This is a genomic window from Glaesserella australis (genome assembly GCF_003260095.1).
GTDB classification, from domain to species: Bacteria; Pseudomonadota; Gammaproteobacteria; order Enterobacterales; family Pasteurellaceae; genus Glaesserella; species Glaesserella australis.
In genome coordinates this window covers 1-21,248 of sequence record NZ_PTPX01000008.1, presented here as the reverse complement: position 1 = coordinate 21,248, position 21,248 = coordinate 1, and the positions used below count along the sequence as shown (strand labels likewise).

21 protein-coding genes and 1 tRNA gene are annotated in these 21,248 nt (G+C 39.9%); 10 read left to right on the top strand and 12 right to left on the bottom strand.

The features are described 5' to 3' along the window. Positions 1-20: 20 nt before the first annotated feature. Positions 21-644, bottom strand: coding sequence for a histidine phosphatase family protein (locus C5N92_RS04350; RefSeq protein WP_111749642.1), 624 nt, complete (start codon positions 642-644; stop codon positions 21-23). A gap of 61 nt (positions 645-705) precedes the next feature. Between C5N92_RS04350 and C5N92_RS04345 the strand changes: the two genes are divergently transcribed. Continuing rightward, positions 706-1,350, top strand: coding sequence for a TIGR01621 family pseudouridine synthase (locus C5N92_RS04345; protein ID WP_111749641.1), 645 nt, complete (start codon positions 706-708; stop codon positions 1,348-1,350). Between the two features lie 40 nt (positions 1,351-1,390). Here the strand turns inward: C5N92_RS04345 and C5N92_RS04340 are convergent. The 4 genes from C5N92_RS04340 to C5N92_RS04325 all read right to left on the bottom strand — a co-directional run bounded on the left by C5N92_RS04340 (position 1,391) and on the right by C5N92_RS04325 (position 5,474). Beyond that, positions 1,391-1,467 (bottom strand) — tRNA-Val (locus C5N92_RS04340). Between the two features lie 69 nt (positions 1,468-1,536). Beyond that, on the bottom strand, positions 1,537-2,355 hold the full coding sequence (apaH, locus tag C5N92_RS04335; protein WP_111749640.1) for a bis(5'-nucleosyl)-tetraphosphatase (symmetrical) ApaH: 819 nt from the start codon (positions 2,353-2,355) through the stop codon (positions 1,537-1,539). Positions 2,356-2,441: 86 nt separating this feature from the next. Next, the gene (locus tag C5N92_RS04330; RefSeq protein WP_111749639.1) at positions 2,442-4,421 is read right to left on the bottom strand and encodes an exoribonuclease II; all 1,980 of its coding nucleotides are present in this window, start codon (positions 4,419-4,421) and stop codon (positions 2,442-2,444) included. Between the two features lie 264 nt (positions 4,422-4,685). After that, positions 4,686-5,474, bottom strand: coding sequence for an enoyl-ACP reductase FabI (locus C5N92_RS04325; protein ID WP_111749638.1), 789 nt, complete (start codon positions 5,472-5,474; stop codon positions 4,686-4,688). A 213-nt stretch (positions 5,475-5,687) separates the two neighbouring features. Between C5N92_RS04325 and rlmE the strand changes: the two genes are divergently transcribed. Further along, the gene (gene rlmE / locus C5N92_RS04320; RefSeq protein WP_111749637.1) at positions 5,688-6,314 is read left to right on the top strand and encodes a 23S rRNA (uridine(2552)-2'-O)-methyltransferase RlmE; all 627 of its coding nucleotides are present in this window, start codon (positions 5,688-5,690) and stop codon (positions 6,312-6,314) included. A 73-nt stretch (positions 6,315-6,387) separates the two neighbouring features. Then, positions 6,388-8,331: an ATP-dependent zinc metalloprotease FtsH gene (gene ftsH, locus C5N92_RS04315; protein ID WP_111749636.1), complete on the top strand. Its 1,944-nt coding sequence runs from the start codon at positions 6,388-6,390 to the stop codon at positions 8,329-8,331. A 155-nt stretch (positions 8,332-8,486) separates the two neighbouring features. On the opposite strand, the gene C5N92_RS04310 is transcribed toward ftsH, so the two are convergent. Both C5N92_RS04310 and C5N92_RS04305 read right to left on the bottom strand, forming a co-directional pair. Beyond that, on the bottom strand, positions 8,487-10,427 hold the full coding sequence (locus tag C5N92_RS04310) for an LTA synthase family protein (RefSeq protein WP_111749635.1): 1,941 nt from the start codon (positions 10,425-10,427) through the stop codon (positions 8,487-8,489). A 5-nt stretch (positions 10,428-10,432) separates the two neighbouring features. After that, entirely contained in the window at positions 10,433-11,221 is a 789-nt protein-coding gene (locus tag C5N92_RS04305) for an MOSC domain-containing protein (RefSeq protein ID WP_111749634.1), read from the bottom strand. A 100-nt stretch (positions 11,222-11,321) separates the two neighbouring features. Here C5N92_RS04305 and xseB point away from each other — a divergent pair, with 100 nt between their 5' ends. Then, positions 11,322-11,546, top strand: a complete 225-nt coding sequence (xseB, locus tag C5N92_RS04300) for an exodeoxyribonuclease VII small subunit (protein ID WP_111749633.1) — start codon at positions 11,322-11,324, stop codon at positions 11,544-11,546. Continuing rightward, complete coding sequence (ispA, locus tag C5N92_RS04295) at positions 11,546-12,439, top strand: (2E,6E)-farnesyl diphosphate synthase (RefSeq protein WP_111749632.1); 894 nt, start codon at positions 11,546-11,548, stop codon at positions 12,437-12,439. The genes xseB and ispA overlap by 1 nt, the downstream gene beginning before the upstream one ends. A 73-nt stretch (positions 12,440-12,512) precedes the next feature. On the opposite strand, the gene frr is transcribed toward ispA, so the two are convergent. After that, entirely contained in the window at positions 12,513-13,070 is a 558-nt protein-coding gene (frr, locus tag C5N92_RS04290) for a ribosome recycling factor (RefSeq protein ID WP_111749631.1), read from the bottom strand. 158 nt (positions 13,071-13,228) lie between these two features. Here frr and lpcA point away from each other — a divergent pair, with 158 nt between their 5' ends. Further along, positions 13,229-13,813, top strand: a complete 585-nt coding sequence (gene lpcA, locus C5N92_RS04285) for a D-sedoheptulose 7-phosphate isomerase (RefSeq protein ID WP_111749630.1) — start codon at positions 13,229-13,231, stop codon at positions 13,811-13,813. Between the two features lie 185 nt (positions 13,814-13,998). Here the strand turns inward: lpcA and C5N92_RS04280 are convergent, their stop codons facing one another. From C5N92_RS04280 to C5N92_RS04265, 4 genes are all read right to left on the bottom strand, one after another. Then, the gene (locus C5N92_RS04280; protein ID WP_111749629.1) at positions 13,999-14,343 is read right to left on the bottom strand and encodes a YegP family protein; all 345 of its coding nucleotides are present in this window, start codon (positions 14,341-14,343) and stop codon (positions 13,999-14,001) included. 270 nt (positions 14,344-14,613) lie between these two features. After that, complete coding sequence (gene uvrB / locus C5N92_RS04275; RefSeq protein ID WP_111749628.1) at positions 14,614-16,632, bottom strand: excinuclease ABC subunit UvrB; 2,019 nt, start codon at positions 16,630-16,632, stop codon at positions 14,614-14,616. Positions 16,633-16,731: 99 nt separating this feature from the next. Further along, positions 16,732-17,733, bottom strand: coding sequence for an EF-P beta-lysylation protein EpmB (epmB, locus tag C5N92_RS04270; RefSeq protein ID WP_111749627.1), 1,002 nt, complete (start codon positions 17,731-17,733; stop codon positions 16,732-16,734). Between the two features lie 26 nt (positions 17,734-17,759). Then, entirely contained in the window at positions 17,760-18,299 is a 540-nt protein-coding gene (locus C5N92_RS04265; RefSeq protein ID WP_111749626.1) for a hypothetical protein, read from the bottom strand. Positions 18,300-18,461: 162 nt separating this feature from the next. Between C5N92_RS04265 and efp the strand changes: the two genes are divergently transcribed. The 4 genes from efp to C5N92_RS04245 all read left to right on the top strand — a co-directional run bounded on the left by efp (position 18,462) and on the right by C5N92_RS04245 (position 20,993). Then, complete coding sequence (gene efp, locus C5N92_RS04260; RefSeq protein WP_016528144.1) at positions 18,462-19,028, top strand: elongation factor P; 567 nt, start codon at positions 18,462-18,464, stop codon at positions 19,026-19,028. A 130-nt stretch (positions 19,029-19,158) separates the two neighbouring features. Then, positions 19,159-19,377: a cell division protein ZapB gene (gene zapB / locus C5N92_RS04255; protein WP_111749625.1), complete on the top strand. Its 219-nt coding sequence runs from the start codon at positions 19,159-19,161 to the stop codon at positions 19,375-19,377. Positions 19,378-19,431: 54 nt separating this feature from the next. Further along, the gene (locus C5N92_RS04250) at positions 19,432-20,010 is read left to right on the top strand and encodes a thymidine kinase (protein WP_111749624.1); all 579 of its coding nucleotides are present in this window, start codon (positions 19,432-19,434) and stop codon (positions 20,008-20,010) included. A 221-nt stretch (positions 20,011-20,231) separates the two neighbouring features. After that, positions 20,232-20,993 (top strand): fumarate/nitrate reduction transcriptional regulator Fnr, encoded by a 762-nt coding sequence (locus tag C5N92_RS04245; protein ID WP_111749623.1) that lies wholly within the window; start codon positions 20,232-20,234, stop codon positions 20,991-20,993. Positions 20,994-21,248: the final 255 nt, after the last annotated feature.

Below are 21,248 nucleotides of genomic sequence, written 5' to 3'. Positions count from 1 at the left end.
AGGGGCAAAAGCCCCTATTTTTATAGTAGATGTTCTACATCATTAAATTTAATCAATTCCATGTGGTTATTTTCGACTTTGGCAATATTAATTGCTGTATTTGCAACAAAGCTATGACGTTCGGGATCACGAAAATCATGCCAATGTATGCCTTTCAGTACAGCCGTTAAGAGTGTCAACGTCATTCCATGTGAAACAATCAACACATTTTCACCATCTTGATGACGAGCGATAATCTCAGCTAATGCTTTCGTCACTCGCTGATAAAGTTGCTCATAGGTTTCACCTTGATTTTCAATAGCTTGATAATTCTTAGGATCGGTTTTTAATAAGATATATTCAGGGTGATCGACTAAATCGGCTGATTTTTGCCCTTCCCAACGACCAAAACTAAATTCATTTAAGCCACGATGGTGAAAGTGGGGAATATCTCGATCGCCAATAATATAATCCGCCGTGTCTTGCGCTCGTTTCATGAGACTTGAATAGCAAGCACTAAAAGGAATTTCCGCTAATGCTTTTCCGGTATTTTTTGCGCCTAAAATCCCTTCTTCAACTAACGGCGAATCGCCTACGCCTTGTAAGCGCCCTTCAAGATTCCACTCTGTGCGACCGTGACGGATTAAATAAAGATGTAATGCCATTTGCTTTCCTTTTTTCTCAATAATCAGTTATGCTTTGATTTTATTTGGAGTATAGCAAAAAATGACGAATTTTACCCTTTGTTATCAACATACTGATTTTGTCATCATTGATAAACCTGCGGGTATCAGTGTACATAAAGACGATGAATCAATAGGATTTACACAACAAGTGGCTAAACAGCTAGGTGTTGAGCAAGTGTGGCTTGCTCATCGCCTAGATAAAGGCACGTCGGGTTTATTAATTCTTGCCCTAAATAAAGTCGCAGCGGTACGATTTTATGATTTATTTGCAAACCACCAAATTCAAAAGACCTATTGGGCGTTATCAAACCATAAACCAAAAAAGAAACAGGGAAAAATTGTGGGCGATATGCAAAAAACACGAAATGGTTGTTGGAAACTCACACACACAAAAGAAAACCCTGCAATTACCCATTTTAGCTCTCAATCTATTTCACCCAATCTACGTCTTTTTGAGTTAAAACCTAAAACGGGTAAAACACATCAATTAAGAGTTGCCATGAAAAGTTTAGGTAGCCCAATTTTAGGCGACGATCGTTATGGTGGTGACCAAGCCGATAGACTTTATCTCCATGCCTATCAACTTGAGTTTTGCTATCAAGGTGAAACGATAAAGGTATCTATTTTGCCACATGGCGAATATTGGCATTCGTTTAGCAAACAGAGTGAAATGGGAGAAGTTTAAAAAGAAAAATCCCAGCTTTATAAAGCTGGGATTGGAATAGTGGTGCGAATAGCTGGACTCGAACCAGTGACCCCCACCATGTCAAGGTGGTGCTCTAACCAACTGAGCTATATTCGCATAAAAACGAGATGTATTTTAGAGAAAAAAGCGGTGGGTTGCAAGAGTCAAAATACCAACCGCTTGTTTTTAATCCAATTTTAAGCGATTTTGTGTAAAAATCTGCTTATCTTCCCATCTCAACATGGTGAGATGATTACCCCAAACACAGCCGGTATCTAATGCATAGATATTTGGGGGCGTTGTATAGCCAATCAAACTTGCCCAGTGACCAAAAATAATCGGATATTGTTGATAAAGCGGATTATCTAATTCAAACCAAGGTTTGAGTTCTGCAGGTGCTTCTTCTACGGGTAATTTACAATCAAAATCTAACCGCTTGTCAGCATAGCAAAAACGCATTCGGGTAAACACATTAATGCTATAACGCAAGCGTTCAATGCCTTGTAAGTCAGTATTCCAACGTTCTGGTGTATTGGCATACATTTGAGAAAGTAGTGTATTGAACTTATCACTTTGCAAAACAGCTTCAACTTCCTTTGCACAAGCGAATGTTGTCGCTAAATCCCATTCAGGACTAATCCCTGCATGAACTAGAATGAATTTATGTACTGGATGTTGAGCAACAAGCGGTCGGTTTAGTAGCCAATTTTGCAGATCTTCACGATCTTCCGCTTGAAATATTGCATCAACCTTATCTTTCGGTTTAACTGATTTAATGCCTTGTAACGTGGAAAGCAGATGTAAATCATGGTTGCCTAAAACGACCGTTGCTTTTTCACCGAGTGATTTGACGTAACGTAAGCAAGAGAGCGAATCATCGCCACGGGCAACTAAATCCCCTGTAAGCCAAAGTTCGTCTTGATTTGGATCGAAATTCGCTTGTTTGAGCAGTTGTTGAAATTCGTCAAAACAGCCGTGTAAGTCACCGATAATATAAGTCGCCATAGTTTCCCCAAAAGTAGCAAGCGGTCAGATCCCGTGAAAATTTTGCAAATGTAAGACAGCATCTGACCGCTTGTAAAAGTAAAAGATTAGATAAGCAATTCGCCCACAATCGATCTCGTTTCCACTCTCACTTCTTTGAGTTTCACTCGAACCGCTTGTCCGATTTGGTAGGCTTTTTCGCCTTTGATGTAAAGGGCGATTTCTTCAGGGCTGAACAGCATTTCTTCTTTGTTATTGTGCAACGTCGAGAACGGCACGAAAATCGATGTTCCGTTTTCAATCACTTTTACTCGCAAACCGCCACGAGAGACATCGTGGATTTCGCCGTCAAATTCGATATTTTGCTCAACCATTGGGGCAAGATAACGGGCGTAAAGCCAATCAGCAATATCTCGCTCAACCATTCGGTTTTGCTTACGGGCTTCTTGTAGACGAGCCAAAATACTTTCGTCCACAGGCGTAGCAGTTTGGTTTGCCAACACTTGTTTAATCAAACGGTGATTGACCATATCGCCATATTTACGGATCGGCGATGTCCAAGTTGCATAATGGCTAATGCCTAAGCCTAAATGTGGTGCAGATGTTGCTTTAAATTCAGCAAAGGTCAAATAACGGCGTAAACGCATTTCCAAGAAGTTTTCAGGGAACTGCTCAATATCACGACGCATTTCACAGTAGCCGTCCAACGTACTTAAACGTTCAGGTGCATAGCGTTCAGAAAGCATTTCACGGTTTTCATCGGTCGCTAAGGTATCCAGTAAAAACTTACGAGCAGGCTCTAAATTTTTGCTATCAAACCCTGAGTGAGTATTGAATACGCCCGTGTGAGCGTGTTTATCCAAGAACTGTGCGGCACAAATGTTGGCAATGATCATCGATTCTTCGATCATTTGATTTGCAATGCGACGATAGTCCAAATGGATCGCTTTTACTGCGCCATTTTCTTCTAATTCAAAGCTATAATCCCCTTGTTCTTTAAAGAGCAGGGCATTTTTGCTACGCCAGTCGATACGAGCCAAAGTGAATTGATGTAACCAGTTGATCTGCTGTTCCGTTTCGGCACAATCAGGTGTCCAATGATTTTCGATTTTTTCAAGATAGTCAGACACTTCATCATACACAAGGCGAGCTTTTGAGTTCACCCACGCCGACACAAAACGCGTTTCCCCAATCACATTGCCTTGCAAATCGGTCTCAATATAGCTGACTAAGGCAGGGCGTTTCTCATTTGGCACAAGAGAGCAGAGATCGTCCGACAGCTCTCGTGGCAACATCGGAATGTTAAAGCCTGGTAAGTAGTTGGTAAAACAGCGTTGGCGAGCAGCTTTCTCAATCGCTGAATTTTCAGGAATGTAAGCGGTCGGATCAGCAATCGCGACTACCAAACGCCAGCCCGTTTGTGTGCCGTTTTCATCAATCGGTTCCACATACAAGGCATCGTCCATATCCTTAGTGCTAGCACTGTCGATAGTAGTAAAGTAGAGATGCGTGAGATCTTCACGTTCAATCTGATCGTGCAGTTCATAGCTTTTTTCGTTGGCGACTGGCTCTCGTGGTTGTTCATGGCGAGCTAATGTTACCCACCAAGGTGCAAAATTGTCGTCCGCTTTACAGATAAATTGTGTTACTTGAGCGAAGAAAAAGCGATCATCTCGCAACGGGTGGGTTTTCAGTTGTGCCACCACCCAGTCGCCGTTTTCAAGGGTTTCGGTGACTTTTTTCTGGGTATTGGCAGGGATAAAGTTGCTAATATTCGGGTGATCGACTGCCAGTTGTAATTTGCCGTCTTTATTAAAACGGACTTGTGCAATAAAGCGTTCTAACATTGGCTCTAGCAAGCTGTCGATTTCCACTTGCTCTTTATCACCGTCACGTTTTACCACCGCTTTGACTTTATCGCCGTGCATCACTTTTTTCATCTCCGCAGGGGGAATGAAATAGCTGTTTTTCTCACATTCTAAAAAGCCGTAACTTTTATCTGAGGTTTTCACCACGCCTTCGACATATTCTTTGCTTGCTTCAATTTGTTGTTTTAATTGAGCTAATAGGGGATTGTTTTGAAACATAAATTCTCGAGTTAATAAAATAAAAAAGAGTGCGAAATGCACCGACAAAGCATGATGATTATAGCGGATTTCGGGTGGGCTGTCTGAGGAAATTGTGATTTTTTAGTTGTTACACATTAAGTAAGGTATGAAGCTTTAATCTTTTAGGTATTTATAAGCGGTAAGATTAAATGAGTATTTTGTAAATTTTTAGGATAATCATCGCTTCTGATATTTTAAATAAAAAAGGACAGGCATAATCCTGTCCTTATTGTTTTTGGGCGATTACTCTTCGCCTAATTCGCCCATTGCGGTGATGCTGAAACCTGCATCAACGTGTAATACTTCACCTGTAACACCTGATGCTAAGTTTGAACATAAGAATGCCGCAGAGTTACCGACATCTTCAATCGTTACTGTACGACGTAATGCAGCGGTTTGTTCAAAGGCAGCAAGCATTTTCTTGAAGTTTTTGATACCTGATGCTGCAAGGGTACGGATTGGACCTGCTGAGATGGCATTAACACGAATACCTTCTTTACCTAAATCTGCTGCCATAACACGTGTTGCCGCTTCAAGTGATGCTTTCGCTAAACACATTACGTTGTAGTTTGGAATAGCACGTTCTGCCCCTAAGTAAGAGAGAGTTAATAACGCCGCATCTTTATTTAAGAATGGGCGAGCGGCTTGTGCCATTGCCACAAAGCTGTATGCACTGATGTCATGAGCAATGCGGTAGCCTTCACGGGTAGCGGCGTTTACATAGTCGCCATCTAATTGATCACCTGGTGCAAAGGCAATCGCATGAACAAAACCGTCAAATTTTTCCCATTTTTTGCTTAATTCCGCAAAGCAGTTTGTGATGCTTTCATCTGTTGCAACGTCTAATGGTAAGACGATCTCTGCACCAAATTCTTTTGCAAATTCTTCTACTCGTGGTTGAAGTTTATCGTTTAAATAGGTAAATGCTAATTCTGCACCTTGTTCTTTCATTGATTTAGCAATACCGTAAGCGATAGAACGGTTGCTTGCTAAACCTGTGATTAAAATACGTTTTCCAGCTAAAAAGCCCATAAATCTGTCCTCTGTAAAATGAAAAAATGCCACATTGGCAAAAATTTTAGCGATTATATCGAAAAGTTACCATTTCGAGCAAATACAAGCGGTCAGATCCGAGCTGTTTTTTGTAAAATTGAATGAGCTACCAACAAAATTTTAACTTTTCCCTTGAAATCAGCCATTTCAGCCTTATTATAGACGGCAATTTTTAGGTAATTAGAGTAGATAATGGGTAGAAAACGCAGTGCAAGCTCGTCACGTTGGCTTGCAGAACATTTTAAAGATCAATTCGTTCAAAAGGCACATAAACAGAAACTTCGTTCACGTGCCTATTTTAAATTAGACGAAATTCAACAAACTGACCGCTTATTTAAGCACGGCATGACTGTTGTGGATTTAGGGGCTGCGCCAGGTGGTTGGTCCCAATACGTTGTCACGCAAATCGGTGATAAAGGGCGGGTGATTGCTTGTGATATTTTGGATATGAATCCGATTGTTGGGGTTGATTTCTTGCAAGGCGACTTCCGTGAAGAGAGTGTTTTAAATGCGTTGCTAGAACGCGTAGGCGAAGGCAAAGTGGATGTCGTAATGTCAGATATGGCACCGAATTTTAGCGGAATGCCTTCTGTGGATATTCCAAGAGCGATGTATTTGGTTGAGCTTGCATTAGATATGTGTCGTCAAGTGTTAGCACCAAAAGGTAGTTTTGTTGTCAAAGTGTTCCAAGGGGAAGGATTTGATGAATATCTTCGTGAAATTCGCTCACTCTTCAGTACGGTAAAAGTTCGTAAACCTGAAGCTTCTCGTGACCGTTCTCGTGAAGTGTATATTGTCGCCACAGGCTACAAAGGATAATGTGGCATATCCTGTGAAATTATAGTAATCTTGACAAGTTTTTTAATAAAAAGAGGTAATCGCCTTGAACGATATGTTTAAAAATATTTTGCTTTGGGTTGTCATTGGTATTACGTTGATGACAGCGTTCCAAGGCTTTGAAAGCAATTTCAGTAATACAAATAGAGTAGAGTATTCAACCTTTATTGACGATTTAAAACAAAACCGTTTAAAAGAAGTGAATTTCAAAAGTAATGATGAAGTCATTACCGTTGCTAAAGTAGATGGTTCTGAATATCAAACGGTAATGCCAATGTATGACCGTGATTTGTTGAACGATCTCTTAAATAAAAACGTCAAGGTGATCGGTGAACCCGCAGAGCGTCGTGGATTATTATCACAAATTTTAATTTCTTGGTTCCCAATGATTATTCTCATTGGTTTCTGGGTTTTTTATATGCGCCAAATGCAAGGCGGTGGCGGTCGTGGAGCGATGGGCTTTGGCAAGAGCAAAGCGAAAATGATCGCACCAGATCAAATCAAAACTCGCTTTAGTGATGTGGCAGGCTGTGATGAAGCCAAAGAAGAAGTTGCTGAAGTGGTTGATTTCTTGCGTGATCCAAGCAAATTCCAAAAACTTGGCGGTCGTATTCCAAAAGGTATTTTAATGGTTGGCCCACCAGGAACAGGTAAAACTTTATTGGCTAAGGCGATTGCAGGGGAAGCGAATGTACCGTTCTTTACGATGGCGGGTTCAGATTTCGTTGAAATGTTCGTGGGCGTAGGGGCTTCTCGTGTACGTGACTTGTTTGACCAAGCGAAGAAAAATGCACCTTGTATTATCTTTATTGATGAGATTGATGCGGTTGGACGTAAGCGTGGCGGTGCAGGTTTTAGTGGCGGACACGATGAGCGTGAGCAAACCTTAAACCAAATGCTCGTTGAAATGGACGGTTTTGAAGGTAGCGAAGGAATTATTATCATTGCTGCAACAAACCGTGCTGATGTGCTAGATAATGCGTTAACTCGTCCAGGACGTTTTGACCGTCAAGTAATGGTTGGATTGCCAGATGTAAAAGGCCGTGAGCAAATTTTGAAAGTTCATATGAAGAAAGTACCGCTTGCGCCAGATGTTGATCCAATGATTATTGCCCGTGGTACACCGGGTTATTCAGGTGCGGAATTAGCGAATTTAGTTAATGAAGCGGCTTTATTCTCAGCCCGTGCGAACCAACGTGTTGTCACCATGAATGATTTTGAGAAAGCCAAAGATAAAATCAATATGGGACCTGAGCGCCGTTCTATGATTATGACGGAAGAGCAAAAAATTTCTACCGCATATCATGAAGCAGGTCATGCGATTGTGGGCTACTTAATGCCTGAACACGATCCCGTGCATAAAGTAACGATCATTCCTCGTGGACGTGCATTGGGCGTCACCTTCTTCTTACCAGAAGGGGATAAAGTGAGCATTAGCCAAAAACAACTTGAAGGCAAATTAGCCAGCACCTATGGTGGACGTTTAGCTGAAGAGTTAATTTACGGTAAAGAGAATATCTCAACAGGTGCATCAAGTGATATCCAAGTTGCTTCTAATATCGCTCGCCGTATGGTAACAGAATGGGGCTTCTCTGAAAATCTTGGTCCAATCCTTTATAAAGAGGAAGAAGGCTTTGGCGCACCACGTGTTGTTTCAGAAGCTACAGCGCAGTTAATTGATGAAGAAGTGCGTAAAATCATTGATCGTAACTATGAGCGTGCAAGACAAGTATTAACTGACAATATGGATATCTTGCATGCAATGAAAGATGCTTTAATGAAGTATGAAACCATCGATGTGCCACAAATCAAAAACTTGATGGAACGTAAGCCAGTCGGTGAACCTGCAGGTTGGAGTGATGTAGGTAATAATGATAGTAATACAACTACGCCACCATCAGAAGGAACAAAGGAAGAAGGTAAAACAAGAGTTTCAGATGAAAATGAGCAACCATTAGGGAACTCTGTAGCAAATAGTGAAGTACAAGAGAATAAATAATCTTGTTATGAAAAAACCGAGTAATTTTATGTTACTCGGTTTTTTTATGGCATATAGGACAAAATAGTTGCTACTTTTGCATGTGATATGTCTGTAGCATAACATACCCAAATTTAACGGGCGGGGATAATCCCGCCCTAAACTGTATAAAACGGTTAGTCTTTTACAGTTGGTAGTTTATATAATTGATTTTTATATAAGTAACTACCCAATAAGGCATGTGCTAAAGCTTCTTTTTTCATCTCTTCAGATTGCTCTTTTGGATTGAGTTTTTCGTTTGCTTTATCATATTCATAACCTTGTGGCACTTGATTTGGCTTCAAAATAATAACATCTTTACCTTTCATCATCGCTTGGGTTTGATCGTATTGCATAAATGCACGATTTGGATTCACATCTTTTGTTAAATCAAAACCAATCATTGGATATTCGCCACTAATGCCTGCAACAGAAAGTAATGTTGTTGGCATATCAATTTGGCTCACAAGACGATTATCTCGGCGCGGTTCAATATTTTCACCTAGAATCAGTGCTGGAATATGGAAATGCTTAATTGGCACAAGGCTATCACCTGCAACACGAGAATCATGGTCAGCAATGATAAGGAAGATTGTATCTTTCCAATAATTTGACTGTTTTGCTAACTTAAAGAAATGCCCTAACGCATAATCTGCATATTTTGCTGCATTATTACGGGTCTGTTTATCTTTATCAAATAACTCAATTTTACCATCTGGGAATTCAAACGGATCGTGGTTACTTGATGTAAAGACTAAGCTAAAGAACGGTTTATCGCCCTTCGCTAATTCAGTGAATGTCTCATTCGCTTTATCGAATAAATCTTCATCACTCATTCCCCACGTTGAGACAAATTTTGGATTTTTATAATCTTTTTCGTCCACAATGGTTTCAAATCCATTGCCATAGAAATAGCTTGCCATATTGTCAAAGTGCTTTTCACCACCATAGATAAAGGATGTACTATAACCTTGGCGACGTAGCAATTCTGCAATCGTAAAGAATCCATTTTGGCTCTTCGTTAATTTTACCGTTGCACGAGCAGGCGTTGGCGTGAATCCAGCGGTAACCGCTTCAATACCACGAACCGAACGAGTACCAGTTGCATAGAGATTCTCAAATAGCCAACCTTCTTTCGCTAATTGGTCAAACTCTGGCGATAACGGTCTTCCGCCTAAAGTACCAATAAACTGTGCGCCTAAGCTCTCTTCTAGCACAATCACAATATTTTTTGGCTTACCTTGGTAACTTGCCGTATTTTGAGTTAATGTTGGAATCTCGCTAGAAATATAGTCGGAAGCGGGTCGATTACGGCTATTTTTTACAATATTCAACATTTCTTCATCTGACATTTTGCCGTACTGCTCTGATGATTTTTCTTCATCTTTTAGCTGTTGTGCCGCATACAATACGGAATAACCTGAATTAAGCACCAATGAATTTACCAATGGGTCACTTGAAAACGCAACCATCGCAGGATTGATACCACGGTGTCCTAATGAAGAACGAGCGCCAGCAAAAGCAATCGCAATCACCAATAATGCAATCACAGGGCGAACTTTCCAGCTTGGTAAACGTAAATCTTTCACTGCCCAACCAGCTAATTTCCAATAAACAATCGTAGCAATAATGGTTACCGCTAAACTACTGATTACCGCTGTTAAATGCCCATTAGCCAACATCGTGAAGACTTCTTTTGGATAAAGCAGATATTCAATAAAGAGACGGTTTGGACGGAAATCGTAAGTTTCAATAAAGGCAGGTGTTGCGGCTTCCATAAAGAGAATAAAGACACTACCGAAGGTTAGCCACACCCTTAGGATTTTTTTCCATAGCTGTCCTAAACCATTATTGTGTAAAAATAATACGGTAAATAAGGCAGGTACACCAAACAGATAGCATAGTGCAACAATATCAATACGTAAGCCTTGAAGGAAAAGGGAAAACCATCCATCAACAGCGGTTACACGCTCTGCTTGCCATAAAGACAGCCCTAAACGTGATAAGGTGAAAATAACGATATTTAATCCAATAAAGAAAAATATTGGGAATAAAATAAAGCGATTGTTTTTTTGCATAAAAATTACTCTAAAATCGTAATAAGATCCCCAACTCGAATAGCTCCACTATTTTTAGGTACAAGATGAATACCAAAAATTGGTTTACCATTCTCATTGGTATGGTGTTGTTTTAATGTCCGAAAAGGCTCTGCCTTTGGATCTAATTCAAACGTTTTCGGATCACGGGTAATCAAAATACAGCGGGTACAACATTGAGCAAACTCAAATTCTATCTCACCAATTTTAACTCTCCGCCATCCTTCTTCTTCAAAAGCTTGAATGCCATCTATGACAACATTTGCTCTAAACTGTTCCATCGTAACAGGTACTGGCGACCAAGCTTTTACCTGTTCTAAGGATTTTTCCGAAACCAACAATAATGGATTACTGTCTGCAAAACTTAACGGATTCGAGTCAAAATGTTTAACCATACGTTGAGAATGTTGACCAATCCAACGTAATTGAACATCACGCTGAAACCATTGGCTCAAACATTGATTTACCATATCACTTGCCACATAAGAGAGAAAATGTGTTCCCCATACTTCACTTGATTGCAGTTCAATAAAATCTTGATATAACGCAATACACTTTTCCCCTGTATCTCGCTGAATAACAAGCCCCGTAGAAATAGGAAAAGCCGAAATACGATACAAAATTCCATCTTTACGAGCAGTAATGAAGGTGCCGTCCGTTTCGGTGATCATAAATTCACGATCAAAATTTAAACCTTGTGGCAACACAAAGGCTTGCTCAACTTGATAAGCACGAGTTGATTTGATCGGATAAAGATTCAGTTGTTTAACTTGCATAAGTATCTCCAAATTGGGCGACAAACAATAACAGAAAACCATCTACATTTATAGAATTCTCAAGTAAAATAGGGCAGATATTTACAAAAGGAATAGTTTTATGGCGAAGAAACCAACTCAAGATTTTGAAACGACATTGAAAGAACTCGAAGAAATTGTCACTCGTTTAGAAACAGGCGATTTACCTTTAGAAGAAGCCTTAACAGAATTTGAAACAGCGGTAAAACTGGTTCAACAAGGGCAAGAACGCTTGCAAAAAGCAGAACAACGTATTCAAATTCTATTACAAAAAAATGAACAAGCTGAGCTAACGGATTACGAATAATGAGTTACGATCTTTTAACTGAATTAACTGGCTACCAACAGCGAGTGAACCAATTTCTTGCAACACAGCTTTCGCAATATTCTGCCCATAACACACCGCTTGTTGATGCCATGTCTTATGCAGTGTTGCTTGGTGGAAAACGTGTTCGCCCTTTTTTAATCTATGCGACAGGGAAAATGTTAGGCGTTTCACTAGAACAACTGGATCACACCGCTGGGGCAATGGAAGCAATTCACGCTTATTCTCTTGTTCATGACGATTTACCCGCCATGGATAATGACACACTACGCCGTGGCAAGCCGACCTGCCATATAGCCTTTGATGAAGCAACTGCTATTTTAGCGGGCGATGCACTGCAAAGTTTTGCCTTTGAATTATTGGCTTTTGATCCAACACTGAGTGCAGAACAAAAAGTCGCACAGATGCAATGGCTATCCAAATCGGCTGGAGCAAAAGGCATGTGCTTAGGGCAAAGCCTTGATTTAGAATCAGAACATAAAGCCATTTCACTTAATGAATTGGAGCTGATTCATCGTAATAAAACAGGTGCATTGATTTTAGCGTCTGTGATGATGGGTTTTAATCTTTCCATTTATGCACAAAATCAAGAAATTAAGCAGAAACTTGTTGAATATGCTCAAGCGATCGGGCTTGCTTTCCAAGTTCAAGACGACATTCTAGACGTGATTGGAAATAGTGAAGTGATTGGTAAAACTGCAGGCTCTGATGAAGCATTAGATAAAAGTACTTACCCTAAATTATTAGGACTAGACGGTGCAAAACAAAAGGCAGAAAGCTTATATCAAACCGCCATTCAAGCGTTAGAACAACTTCCTTTTGATATCTCTGCACTTGCTTCCTTAGCGGAATTTATTGTTAAACGAGAAAGTTGATTTGATAAATTAGACGAAAAAAACTAAAAAAGAAAGAGACTCAAGGTCTCTTTCTTTTATCTTAGTTAATGGATTAGAAATCCATCAATTCTTTTTCTTTATCCGCTAGAATTTCATCTACTTTTTTAATGTACGTATCAGTGATTTTTTGGATATCTTCTTGTGCTTTACGCTCATCGTTTTCACTGATTTGTTTTTCTTTTTCTAATGCCTTGATTTTATCATTTGCATCACGACGTACATTACGAATAGCTACTTTGCCTTGTTCACCTTCGCCTTTAACGATTTTAATTAAGTCACGGCGACGTTCTTCTGTTAATGGTGGAAGCGGAACACGAATTGTTGTACCTGCTGATGATGGGTTTAAACCTAAATCAGAAGTCAAAATAGCTTTCTCAACCGCACTAATTAAAGAACGGTCAAATACGGTAACAGCTAATGTGCGAGCATCTTCTGCCACAACATTTGCTAATTGACGAAGCGGTGTTGCAGAACCATAGTATTCTACTTGAATACCATCTAATAAACTTGGTTGAGCACGGCCTGTACGAATTTTTGCAATGTGTCCTTTTAGTGCTTCAAGGCTTTTTTCCATACGCTCTTGCGTGTCTTTTTTGATTTCATTGATCATGTTGAGATTATCCTTTTATTAAATAATAAAACGGAACGATTTTACCTAATTTATTGTCTTTTTCATAGTGTTAAGTGTAAGTGAGTGTGTTAGACTTTTACCTACTGACCGTGGTAAGCGGTAAGATTTATTAATTATTTTTCAAAAAGGATCATGTTATGTACCAACAACAAATTCTTGCAGAATTACAAGAAGCACAGCAAGTTTTGGATAAATTTGTTAGCGATAAACAAAATCTGGCGTTGATTCAACAGGCAGCATTACTGATTTCGGACAGTTTTAAGCAAGGGGGGAAAGTCCTTTCTTGTGGTAATGGTGGCTCGCATTGTGACGCAATGCATTTTGCCGAAGAGTTAACAGGGCGTTATCGTGAAAACCGTCCAGGTTATCCTGCTATTGCGATTTCAGATGTGAGCCATTTAAGTTGTGTAAGTAATGATTTTGGCTATGAATATGTTTTTTCTCGTTATGTTGAAGCGGTTGGTCAAAAAGGTGATGTTTTATTTGGTTTATCAACATCAGGAAACTCTAAAAATGTATTAAATGCAATTAAAGCAGCAAAAGAGAAGGGGATGAAAGTCATTGCAATGACGGGAAAAGATGGTGGGCAAATGGCTGGTCTTGCAGATGTTGAAATTCGTGTACCCCATTTCCGTTATGCAGATAGAATCCAAGAAATTCATATCAAAGTGATCCATATTCTGATGATGCTGATTGAATTTGAAATGGCAAAAGTAGAATAATATGTAGAAGAACAGACTTGATCTGACAATCTACGCTAAAAAGTGAGAGTTTCCAGTTTAGAAGATGAGTACTAAATTCAATCTAAAAAAGAAACTCTCATATTTTATTTTCACAACAGATAAAGAATATACTTTAATCAGCTTGCTCCCCCAACTGGGATGCTGAGTTTTGTTATCTAGTGAAATTATGCTTCAGCTGTTTTATCTTTAATTACTGTTGTCGCTGCATTGTTGATAACAGACTTAATCCCATTTTGTGCAGCTGCTTTTGATGAGTAATATTCACTGCGACCAATTTCCTGATGATTTCCCGCTTTTAAAATAAAGTACGGTTGATCGCTTTTTGTGGTTTTTAACTCAAATTTGGTTTCATCAACCCCATTTTTTTGTACAGATGCAATACCATTTTCAGCGGCTGCACGAGTTTTGTATAACTCACTCGTTAAAATTGTTTGGCTGTTCGCCGCTTTTAAGTTGAACATAAATTGTCCGTCTTTTGCCAATTTTAGTTCATACCAACCTAATGCCATAAGTTCCTCCATATATTAAAGTTAGATTTGAAATTAAATGCTTGTGTGGAAAATTCCGTCGCTAAGCATAAAACTTTTCATAAAAATTTCAATGAATTTTAGGGGTTGTTGATAATTTATAAAATGTCTTTAATTTACCCCAAAATGTAGGGACACACTGCGTGTGTCCGCCTAATCTAACGGCTGCATAAAGGGAATTTTCAACGGACACACGCAGTGTGTCCCTACTTTATTACTATTATCAACGGTCCCTAATAAACGTGGTATCAATTAAATCTCTAACAAATACGCTTTCAACTGCCCAATCTTATCCCGCACCGCCGCCGCTTTTTCAAACTCAAGATCTTTAGCAAAATCTCTCATTTGCTGTTCAAGCGTTTTGAGTTCTTTCTCAAGCTCTTTGCGAGATTTTGGTTTGTATTCATTTGCAGAATTTTCAGCTTTTTTGACCGCTTGTTTGCCACGTTTTGGTTTGTCGGTTTGTCCGATGTCGAGCAATTCGCCGACTTTTTTGTTTAAGGCTTGTGGCACAATGCCGTTTTCTTCGTTGTATTTTTGCTGTTTCTCGCGGCGGCGTTCCGTTTCGGTGATCGCTTTTTGCATTGAATTGGTGATTCGGTCGCCGTATAAAATCGCTTTACCGTTGAGATTTCGGGCGGCACGTCCAATCGTTTGAATAAGTGAACGTTCGGAACGCAAAAAGCCCTCTTTGTCCGCATCTAAAATGGCGACAAGCGACACTTCAGGCATATCCAAGCCTTCACGCAATAAGTTGATCCCAACTAGCACATCGAACATTCCTATTCGCAAATCGTGGATAATTTCCACCCGCTCGACCGTGTCGATGTCGCTGTGCAGATAACGCACTCGTACGCCGTGTTCGTCCAGATAATCGGTTAAATCTTCCGCCATTTTTTTTGTCAGCGTGGTAACTAACACTCGCTCGTCCACCGCCACACGTTTATGGATTTCCGATAATAGATCATCAACTTGCGTTGCCACAGGGCGAACTTCGATAATCGGATCAAGCAATCCTGTCGGGCGAACCACTTGATCGACCACCTCAGGATTTTTCTCTAATTCATACGGTCCGGGCGTTGCCGAAACATAGATCGTCTGCGGCGATAACCGTTCAAACTCTTCAAAACGAAGCGGCCGGTTATCTAATGCTGACGGCAAGCGGAAGCCGTATTGCACCAACGTTTCTTTTCTCGCTCGGTCGCCACGAAACATTCCGCCGATTTGTGGCACGGTAACGTGAGATTCATCAATAATCAGCAAGCCATCGGACGGCATATAGTCGAACAAAGTCGGCGGCGGTTCGCCCTCTTTTCTGCCCGATAGATAGCGTGAGTAGTTTTCAATCCCCGAACAGTAGCCCAACTCGTTCATCATCTCAATGTCAAATTGTGTTCGTTGAGCGATCCGCTGTTCTTCTAACAATTTATTCTCTTTGATGAAATAGGTTCGACGGTCGGCAAGCTCCGCTTTAATTTGCTCAATCGCTTCTAAAATCCGCTCTCGTGGCGTAACGTAGTGGGTTTTCGGGTAAATGGTATAACGTGGCACACGCCCTAAACTATGCCCAGTCAAAGGGTCGAACAGCGATAAATTTTCGATTTCATCGTCAAACAGCTCAACACGCAATGCCACATCGTCCGATTCGGCAGGGAAAATATCGATCACTTCGCCACGCACACGGAAAGTCGCACGCTGAAAGGCTTGGTCGTTACGGGTGTATTGCAATTCGGCTAAGCGTGAGAGAATTTTGCGTTGGTCGATCATCTCGCCCACTTGTAAATGCAACATCATCTGCATATAAGCGTCCACATCGCCCAAACCGTAAATAGCGGAAACCGATGCCACCACAATGGTATCTCTCCGTTCTAAAAAAGATTTGGTTGCCGATAGTCGCATCTGCTCGATCTGTTCGTTGATTGACGCATCTTTTTCAATAAAGGTATCGCTCGCTGGCACATAGGCTTCGGGCTGATAGTAATCGTAGTAGGAAACGAAATACTCCACCGCATTTTCAGGAAAAAAGGCTTTCATCTCGGCATAAAGCTGTGCCGCAAGGGTTTTGTTCGGGGCAAGCACCATCGCAGGACGGTTTAAAGTCGCAATCACATTCGCAATGGTAAAGGTTTTGCCCGAGCCTGTTACGCCAAGCAAGGTTTGATGTGCCAAGCCATCATTTAAACCTTCAACCAGTTTGGCGATAGCGGTCGGCTGATCGCCTGACGGTTTAAAAGGAGAATGCAGAATAAAAGGTTTGCCTTGCTTGTTCATTGAGAAATCCTAAGTTGAAAATTTGGCAAGATTTTAGCACAAGCAAGCGGTCTGTTTTGGGGTAAATTTTGCAAAAAAACGAAAGAATCTCCCCGCTTGTTAGCCCATCAACGTCTTATTCGGCTCTTTGGCAATTTCACGGGCAAGTTTTGGCACAAGGTAGCCTGACGTGATCCGCTGTAATTCCCGATAAATTTCAAAGGCTTGATGATCATCAATATAGAAATGGCTTGCCCCTGCGACTTTATCAAGCAAATGCAAGTAGTAAGGCAAAATACCGTAGCTAAATAGCTTATCGCTCAAGGCTTTCAGCGTTTCTGCGTGATCGTTTACCCCTTTGAGTAACACAGATTGATTGAGCAACATCACATTACTTTGCTTTAACTTCTGCATTTTCTCGGCAAATGTAGCGTCAATTTCATTTGCGTGGTTGATATGTGTCACAAGCACCACATTCAACCGGCTTTGCGATAACCGTTCACATAATTCGTCCGTGATACGATTGGGGATCACCACAGGTAAGCGACTGTGAATGCGTAAGGTTTTGATATGTGGGATTTGCTCTAATTGCGTCAAAATCCAGTCAATTTCGTGGTCTTTTGCCATGAGCGGATCTCCGCCAGACAAAATCACTTCTTCGACTTCTTTATGCTCTGCAATGTAGGCAAGGCTTTTGCTCCACGTCTCTTTGCCACTTTTCACTTCATCATAGGGAAAATGGCGACGGAAGCAGTAACGGCAGTTAATCGCACAGCTATTTTTTAGCATAAATAACAAGCGGTTATGGTATTTATGCAAAATGTTAGGGGCTGGCGAATGTTGTTCTTCTAGCGGGTCGGTAACGAAGCCATCGACATTTGCAAATTCATCTTGCAATGTGACCGCTTGTAAAAAAAGGGGATCGGTGCGATCCCCTTTTTTCATTTTTTCAGCAAAGGGGCGTGGTACTCTTAAGGCAAATAATTTACGAGCGGGTAGATCTTGCTGAAAATCTGCAACATCTAGCTCAAGGAACTGTAACAGATCTTCAGGACGGTTAAATGCGTCCGCTAAATCCTGCAACCATTTTGCCTTTTTTGTGTCGTGAAATTGAATGTTCAACCTTGCCCCTTTTATTTTAATGAATGTTATTGGCTAATCACACATTGAACAGGTGCATTAGTTTTATCCACCATTAGCGTTGGCGGCAGTTGGCTGTTGTTGGTGCCCACCATATATTGCACACCATTTAAGCAGTAACGCAAATAGCCCGGGGTTTTCTCAATAAGATAAGGGTCATTTTGCGGATCAATCGCTTTAAATGTTGGAATAGTAGGTGTAGCTTGTTGTACTTGTTGCGTTAATTGCTCTGCAGGTGTTTGTGTTGTCGTTTGAGCCTGTGCTTCCGTTGGTGAAAGGGCTTCACTTAATAGATAGCCAGCCGCTGCACCTGTAACAAAATTACCTAAGCGGTTGCCTTGAGCCTGTTGAGCCGCCCCTGCGTTTGGCATTGCTTGATTTGGCGTATTGTTGAAATCCGCATCGGCTTTTTGTTGTGTAGTTTGAGATTGTTGCACAGTCGCTGGGGTTTTCTTACTTGAAGAGAATTTCATTCCCCCTGCTTTTTTCGCTTGAACCGTTGAAACAGTCAGGGCAAGTACCACGCCCATTAATACAGCTTTTTTCATTTTCGTTCCTTGTTTAATTGAAAGGAGCTGATTATACCTGAAATGGTTTAATCTGCTAGTGTTAAGAAAAGTTTTAATTATTAGCAGTTTTTAGTGTATGATATGCATCTTTTTATTTCTTAGCCCTTTGGGCGTTATTTATCTAAAATTCTGAGGATCACAATGGCTAGTTACAGCACAAATGATTTCAAACCGGGTTTAAAATTTATCCAAGATGGCGAACCTTGTGTTATCGTTGAAAACGAATTCGTAAAACCAGGTAAAGGTCAAGCATTTACCCGTACTAAAATCCGTAAACTTATCTCTGGCAAAGTGTTAGAGATTAACTTCAAATCAGGTTCAACCGTTGAAGCAGCAGACGTTGTTGATTACAACTACACCTACTCTTACAAAGATGAAGATTTCTGGTACTTTATGCACCCAGAAACATTCGAGCAAATTTCTGTGGACGCAAAAGCGTTAGGCGATAACGACAAATGGTTAGTCGATCAAGCAGAGTGTATCATCACATTATGGAACGGCTCTGCGATTGGTGTAACACCACCAAACTTCGTTGAATTAGAAGTGATTGAAACTGATCCGGGCTTAAAAGGTGATACAGCAGGTACTGGCGGTAAACCAGCAACATTAAGCACTGGTGCGGTAGTTCGTGTACCACTTTTCGTCCAAATCGGCGAAGTGATTCGTGTTGATACCCGTTCAGGCGAATATGTTTCTCGTGTAAAATAATTTCAGTTATCCCCTAACAACTCGTTAGGGGATTTTTTTACCTATAAATCAGAACTTTATAATGAAAAACACTTCTAATTAGGGTAAAATCTTTACATTATCTATCTCACCTAATTTAGAGGAAAACATTATGTCAGTGACTATCTTAGACCAACTTGAAGAAAAAATTAAACAAGCAGTAGAGACTATTCAATTACTTCAATTAGAAGTTGAAGAGCTTAAAGGAAAAAATGATGAAGCAAATCGTGCAAACGAGTCATTGCGTCAAGAACATGAACAACTTAAAGCTGAACATCAAGGTTTCCAAGATCGTTTACGTTCTCTTTTAGGTCAAATTGATAACGTTTAATTGTATTTATTGAAAACGGCTAAGTAAATTAGCCGTTTTTTATGATCTTATTCTATGGCTAAACTTTACTTTTATTACTCAGCAATGAATGCTGGGAAGTCAACGACATTACTGCAATCTTCATATAATTATCAGGAACGAGGCATGAATACGCTTGTATATACTGCAGCGATTGATGACCGTTATGGTGTTGGAAAGGTTTCATCTCGAATTGGTATTTCACAGGATGCGCGCTTATTTAATGCAGAAAGTGACTTATTTGATGAAATTTTCCAGCATATTGCAAATGAAAAATTGCATTGTATTCTTATTGATGAAGCTCAATTTTTAACTAAAAAACAAGTTTACCAACTTACTGAAGTCGTTGATAAACTTAAAATTCCCGTTCTCTGCTATGGCTTGCGTACGGATTTCCAAGCGGAATTATTTGAAGGAAGTCGCTATCTACTAGCATGGGCAGATCAATTAGAAGAGCTTAAGACAATCTGTTATTGTGGTCGTAAAGCAGGATTTGTGATTCGAATGAATGAAAACGGTGAAGCTGTTAAAGATGGAGATCAAATCCAAATTGGCGGAAATGATAGTTACCTTTCCGTTTGTCGTTTACATTATAAAGAAAAATTAGGTTTATAAGATAGAAATAGGGAAAATTCCGCTATTTTTGTTTAAATATAATTGTAAGTTCTCAGTAAAAATACTAACACTAAAATAGCAAGCATGATGCTTATCTGAATTAATCGTTTCTTGGTCAATTTTTCTGCAGCCATTTTCACTCCAAATAAGAATTATTCTATTCATAATTCCCTAAAAAAATGTTAAAATTTGCCCTAAATCAAACTTTAGGATGGTTTCTTATGAAAATTGTATCTGATTTTAAAGCAAATGGAAGAACAGCCTGCACAATTCACTGTCAAAATTGTAGTATCAGTCAATTATGCTTACCTTTTACACTCAATGAACATGAATTAACCCAACTAGATAATATTATTGAACGTAAAAAACCGGTTCAAAAATCACAAATTATCTTCCAATCGGGAGATGAGTTGCGTTCCATTTATGCGATCCGTTCAGGAACAATTAAAAGCTATACAATAAGTGAAAATGGGGAAGAGCAAATTACTGCATTCCATTTACCTGGAGATCTTGTTGGCTTTGATGCAATTACTGATATGAAACATGTTGGATTTGCACAAGCGCTTGAAACATCGATGATTTGTGAAATTCCTTTTGATATTTTAGACGATCTTGCAGGTAAAATGCCTAAAATTCGTCATCAAATCATGCGTTTAATGAGTAATGAAATTAAAAGTGATCAAGAAATGATTTTATTACTCTCTAAAATGAGTGCCGAAGAAAAATTGGCTGCATTTATCTATAACTTATCCCAGCGCTATGCTGCTCGTGGCTTTTCTGCTCGCGAATTCCGCTTAACGATGACCCGTGGAGATATTGGTAATTATCTTGGCTTAACGATTGAAACTATCAGCCGTTTACTCGGTCGTTTCCAAAAAAGTGGTATGATTACTGTGCAAGGTAAATATATTACGATCAATAGAATGGATGAATTGAGTGAAATGGCGGGTGTGACTAAGCCCAAAATCTCTTGTTGTGCTTAATAACATCATAAAGGCATAGTAGACAAAAAGGTTGGTAATTACTATTTGAAAATAATAAAACCAACCCTTTTGTTCAATAGAGACATAGTTTTGCAAAACACCAACCTTTTGTCTATTATGCCTTGTCTACTATGTCGATAAAAAGGCATATAGGACAAAATAGTTGGTAAAAATGAGCTTAAAGCCTTATAGTACAAGGCTTTAAGCTACCTTTTTGAAATATGAATAAAAAACTGTCCTTTTTGCCAATATTCG

What these genes read in the sequence shown, in the direction of transcription:
- frr (WP_111749631.1), bottom strand. Translation starts at nt 13,070, where the DNA reads ATGATCAATGAAATCAAAAAAGACACGCAAGAGCGTATGGAAAAAAGC.
- C5N92_RS04350 (WP_111749642.1), bottom strand. Translation starts at nt 644, where the DNA reads ATGGCATTACATCTTTATTTAATCCGTCACGGTCGCACAGAGTGGAAT.
- apaH (WP_111749640.1), bottom strand. Translation starts at nt 2,355, where the DNA reads ATGGCGACTTATATTATCGGTGACTTACACGGCTGTTTTGACGAATTT.
- C5N92_RS04310 (WP_111749635.1), bottom strand. Translation starts at nt 10,427, where the DNA reads ATGCAAAAAAACAATCGCTTTATTTTATTCCCAATATTTTTCTTTATT.
- zapB (WP_111749625.1), top strand. Translation starts at nt 19,159, where the DNA reads ATGTCAGTGACTATCTTAGACCAACTTGAAGAAAAAATTAAACAAGCA.
- efp (WP_016528144.1), top strand. Translation starts at nt 18,462, where the DNA reads ATGGCTAGTTACAGCACAAATGATTTCAAACCGGGTTTAAAATTTATC.
- C5N92_RS04265 (WP_111749626.1), bottom strand. Translation starts at nt 18,299, where the DNA reads ATGAAAAAAGCTGTATTAATGGGCGTGGTACTTGCCCTGACTGTTTCA.
- C5N92_RS04345 (WP_111749641.1), top strand. Translation starts at nt 706, where the DNA reads ATGACGAATTTTACCCTTTGTTATCAACATACTGATTTTGTCATCATT.
- uvrB (WP_111749628.1), bottom strand. Translation starts at nt 16,632, where the DNA reads ATGAACAAGCAAGGCAAACCTTTTATTCTGCATTCTCCTTTTAAACCG.
- ispA (WP_111749632.1), top strand. Translation starts at nt 11,546, where the DNA reads ATGAGTTACGATCTTTTAACTGAATTAACTGGCTACCAACAGCGAGTG.
- C5N92_RS04305 (WP_111749634.1), bottom strand. Translation starts at nt 11,221, where the DNA reads ATGCAAGTTAAACAACTGAATCTTTATCCGATCAAATCAACTCGTGCT.
- C5N92_RS04280 (WP_111749629.1), bottom strand. Translation starts at nt 14,343, where the DNA reads ATGGCATTAGGTTGGTATGAACTAAAATTGGCAAAAGACGGACAATTT.
- C5N92_RS04325 (WP_111749638.1), bottom strand. Translation starts at nt 5,474, where the DNA reads ATGGGCTTTTTAGCTGGAAAACGTATTTTAATCACAGGTTTAGCAAGC.
- C5N92_RS04330 (WP_111749639.1), bottom strand. Translation starts at nt 4,421, where the DNA reads ATGTTTCAAAACAATCCCCTATTAGCTCAATTAAAACAACAAATTGAA.
- lpcA (WP_111749630.1), top strand. Translation starts at nt 13,229, where the DNA reads ATGTACCAACAACAAATTCTTGCAGAATTACAAGAAGCACAGCAAGTT.
- C5N92_RS04245 (WP_111749623.1), top strand. Translation starts at nt 20,232, where the DNA reads ATGAAAATTGTATCTGATTTTAAAGCAAATGGAAGAACAGCCTGCACA.
- C5N92_RS04250 (WP_111749624.1), top strand. Translation starts at nt 19,432, where the DNA reads ATGGCTAAACTTTACTTTTATTACTCAGCAATGAATGCTGGGAAGTCA.
- ftsH (WP_111749636.1), top strand. Translation starts at nt 6,388, where the DNA reads ATGTTTAAAAATATTTTGCTTTGGGTTGTCATTGGTATTACGTTGATG.
- xseB (WP_111749633.1), top strand. Translation starts at nt 11,322, where the DNA reads ATGGCGAAGAAACCAACTCAAGATTTTGAAACGACATTGAAAGAACTC.
- rlmE (WP_111749637.1), top strand. Translation starts at nt 5,688, where the DNA reads ATGGGTAGAAAACGCAGTGCAAGCTCGTCACGTTGGCTTGCAGAACAT.